Genomic DNA, 3284 nt, shown 5'->3' on the forward strand with positions numbered 1-3284 from the left:
GGCATTTTGACGACAATACTGAGTTGGATTTAATCCGGAATATTCTTGAGCTTCAATGATAGCTCGCCATTTCTCGTCTGTACGGTAAATTCCCATCTAATATTTCTCCTTAATTGTTAGCGTCGAATCATGACAAATTAGGAGAAGTGAAAAAATGTGGGGATTTAACGACGCTTACCCATAATCCGGTACCCGGTATTTACTATTTGCAACACGTCGGTTTCCTGGGTGCCCAGCCGCCGGCGGTCAAGGGCCTTAAGCCGGTGACCTTTAGTGAAGGTGAAGAAGGGGTCGTCGTGTTGAGTGAAGACATGCAGTGCGATCACGATCCGCTGTTTACCCGTTTACGGGCGTTCCTCAGCCACGCCCTGGGCAACCCGCCTGACACGACCGTCTTAAGCACCCCGACCCAACCCTTTTCTGAGCCGGGGCTTATGACGCCGCCCCCTATAACGGAGAGCCTTACCGTGGAAAAACATGAAGTCGAAAACCAACGGCTGCAAGCCGAGAACGCCGCCTTAAAGCAACAGCTAAGCGCCCATCAGGCTGAAAAGGCCGCTCAGGCCGCCAACCTGGCGCATGAGGTTAATGTGGTGTTTGCCGAAAATCTGATTAATGAAGCGCGCCTGGCCCCTGCTGGACAAGCGGTGGTGGTGGCGTTACTGGATGCGCTGTCGGGCAAGGAGAAGGCGTTGACCTTCAGTGAGGGCAGCAAAACACAACCCCTCGTTGATGCCGTCAAGTCGCTGTTGACCAGCGCTACCCCGCTAGTCGATTTTAGTCAGCGGGCGGTGCAGGGAAGAGGCAATACGCCGCAAAACAGTTTGACCTTTAGTGAGCGCGCAGCCGATCCGGATACGCTGCATCAACAGGCCATGGCGCTTAAGGCGCGTGAGTCCATCCCTTACGAAGCGGCGGTGAAGCGCTGCCTGTCAGGAGAATCCCATGTCTGATTATTTAAAAAGCAAACGGGCCAACGACCCGGTGCTGACCCACATTGCCGCTGAATACCGGAATGCCAGCCTGATTGGGGAAAAGCTGTTTCCGCTCGTCAGGGTAGAAAAAGAAGGCGTCAAGGTGCCGACCTTTGGTAAAGGCCGCCTGGCGCTGTATGAAACCAAACGCGCAGTGGGGGCGGACAGCAATATCCTGTTAAGAGAGAAACAGGCGTTTACCGATATCGTGCTCGATGAGCATGATCTGGCGGTACCGGTCGATCACCGCGAACAGGCGGAATCGATGTTCAATGAAGAAATCAAGGCGATTAAACGGGCTACCGACGGTATTTTGTTGCGTCGTGAGCAGTATGTCGCCGAGCTGGCGCAATCGGCTTCGGTCTATGCCAGCAACGCCACTAAAGCCTTGACCGGCGAGGCCGCCTGGAACAAGAAAAATGGCGATCCACTGAAAGATATTGAAGCCGGGATGGAAGTGGTGCGGGCCAATATCGGCCTGCGCCCCAACGTCATTACCATGGGGGCCAGCGTGATGGCGCTGTTGCGCTTCCATGAGGTGCTACAGAAGGCGCTGGGCGGCAATGAACGCAAGCGTATCACCACAGAAATTTTAAAAGATTTATTCCAGGTGGATGAGGTGCTGATTGGCGCACCCGTTCAGCTGGCGAAAGACGGTAAAACCACCACCGACCTGTGGAAAGACAACCTGATGCTGCATGTCGTCAATGCGCCGTCAGCCGGCAGTGATAGCGCCGATGAGCATATGCCTTCCTTTGGCTATACCTTCCGCCGGCAGGGCATGCCGCTGGCCGACCGCTTTGACAGTATTGGCGGCAAGGTGGTCAATATCCGCTACACCGATATTTACAAGGTCGCGGTGGTAGGGAGTGAGGCCGGGTATCTGATTAGTGGCATTAAAGGAGCGTAAAAGATGGTCACGCAACAGGTGGTATTAACAACGACCGTGGTGGCCGTGGAGGAGTTAACCGTCCATCGTCTGGTGGGCATCACGGCAAAACCCTTTAAGGGCACCGGGACGGAACTCGGTGTCGCCGAGGTCTCCGGTAAAAAAGGGGACAGCGTGCCGATTAATGTGCTGGGCATCATGGCGGTAGAAGCCGGTGCCGCGATTAGCGCCGGCGAGCTACTCAAGGCCGACAGTGAAGGCCGGGTGGTATCAGAAAGCGCATTAACCGGCGGCGGGCTGCCCGCTTCAACGGTGGGCGTGGCCTTGGATGCGGCCACTGCCGCGGGCGAGATTATCCGCATGGTCAGAGGTATCTGATGGCATACTGCACGTTGGAGGATATCGGGCAATTGCTCTCACGGCATACGCTGGTTCAGCTGACGCAGGATTTCGCTGGCGAGGGTTTGACCGGGGGTCGGTTGCCCAATGCAATCAACGACAAGGTGCTTAACGACGCTATCCGCTATGCCGATGAGCTGATTGATGCCCATCTGCGCGGACGTTACGTCTTGCCGCTGGAGAGCGTTCCCACGGTACTGCGCGATATGGCGGTCAATCTGGTGACGCATCGATTGTACCTGCGTCGTCCCGAAGGCCAACTGCCCGAGGCGATAAAAGAGGTGTATCGCGGCAGCCTGAAAATGCTGGAAGCCTTGCGTGACGGCAAATTGACGTTAGGTATCGCCGCCAGTGGTCAGGTGCTCCCGGAGCCGGGGGCTTTTCATGTCCGCGCCCGTCCCGCGCGCTTTAGTGGCCCGGGTGGCTTACTGGAGGATTTTGAATGACGCTCGATATCATGCGCGCCCTCCTGGTCCTGCTGACAAAACGCTTGCCCCAGCTGGAGGTTGCCTTCTTTCCTGAGCAGCCAGAACAGTTTCATCTCCATCATCCGCTCGGTGCGGTCCTGCTCAGTTTTGCCCGCTCACGTTTTGGCGACATTCAGGATGTGGGCATGGTGTTTCAGCCCCGAGTGCTGCATTTCACGCTGACCCTGGTGATGCGCCAGCTTAACGGTAACGACGGGGCGATTGCCCTGCTCGATACCCTGCGTCAGGCCGTGGGCGGCTTTATGCCCCCCGACTGTCGCCGCCCACTGTGGCTGATTAATGAGGTCTTTCTGGGTCAATCACAGGGGTTATGGCAATACGCGCTGACGGTGGCAACCGAAACCTGGTTTGTACGTAAGCGTCGTTAAATCCCCACATTTTTTCACTTCTCCTAATTTGTCATGATGTTCGACGCTAACAATTAAGGAGAAATATTAGATGGGAATTTACCGTACAGACGAGAAATGGCGAGCTATCATTGAAGCTCAAGAATATTCCGGATTAAATCCAACTCAGTATTGTCGTCAAAATGCC

5 protein-coding genes are annotated in these 3284 nt (G+C 55.4%); all 5 read left to right on the forward strand.

Annotation, left to right across the window (positions count from 1 at the left end; translation table 11 throughout):
* Positions 1-146: 146 nt before the first annotated feature.
* Genes CBG25_RS13170 through CBG25_RS13190 form a run of 5 tightly spaced genes read left to right on the forward strand, consistent with a single transcriptional unit; the run spans position 147 to position 3118 of the window.
* Positions 147-953 carry a hypothetical protein gene (locus tag CBG25_RS13170; protein WP_290607170.1) on the forward strand — a complete coding sequence of 269 codons (807 nt, stop codon included), beginning with the start codon at positions 147-149 and terminating at the stop codon, positions 951-953.
* A complete protein-coding gene (locus CBG25_RS13175) occupies positions 946-1884 on the forward strand; it encodes a hypothetical protein (RefSeq protein WP_290607172.1) in 939 nt (312 codons plus the stop codon). The genes CBG25_RS13170 and CBG25_RS13175 overlap by 8 nt, the downstream gene beginning before the upstream one ends.
* A 3-nt stretch (positions 1885-1887) precedes the next feature.
* Entirely contained in the window at positions 1888-2241 is a 354-nt protein-coding gene (locus tag CBG25_RS13180; protein ID WP_290607174.1) for a capsid cement protein, read from the forward strand.
* Entirely contained in the window at positions 2241-2708 is a 468-nt protein-coding gene (locus tag CBG25_RS13185; protein ID WP_290607176.1) for a DUF1320 domain-containing protein, read from the forward strand. Before CBG25_RS13180 ends, CBG25_RS13185 begins: the two co-directional genes overlap by 1 nt.
* Positions 2705-3118, forward strand: a complete 414-nt coding sequence (locus CBG25_RS13190) for a Gp37 family protein (RefSeq protein WP_290607178.1) — start codon at positions 2705-2707, stop codon at positions 3116-3118. Before CBG25_RS13185 ends, CBG25_RS13190 begins: the two co-directional genes overlap by 4 nt.
* The last annotated feature ends 166 nt before the right edge of the window (positions 3119-3284 follow it).

This window comes from Arsenophonus sp. ENCA (assembly GCF_002287155.1).
Lineage (GTDB): Bacteria > Pseudomonadota > Gammaproteobacteria > Enterobacterales > Enterobacteriaceae > Arsenophonus > Arsenophonus nilaparvatae.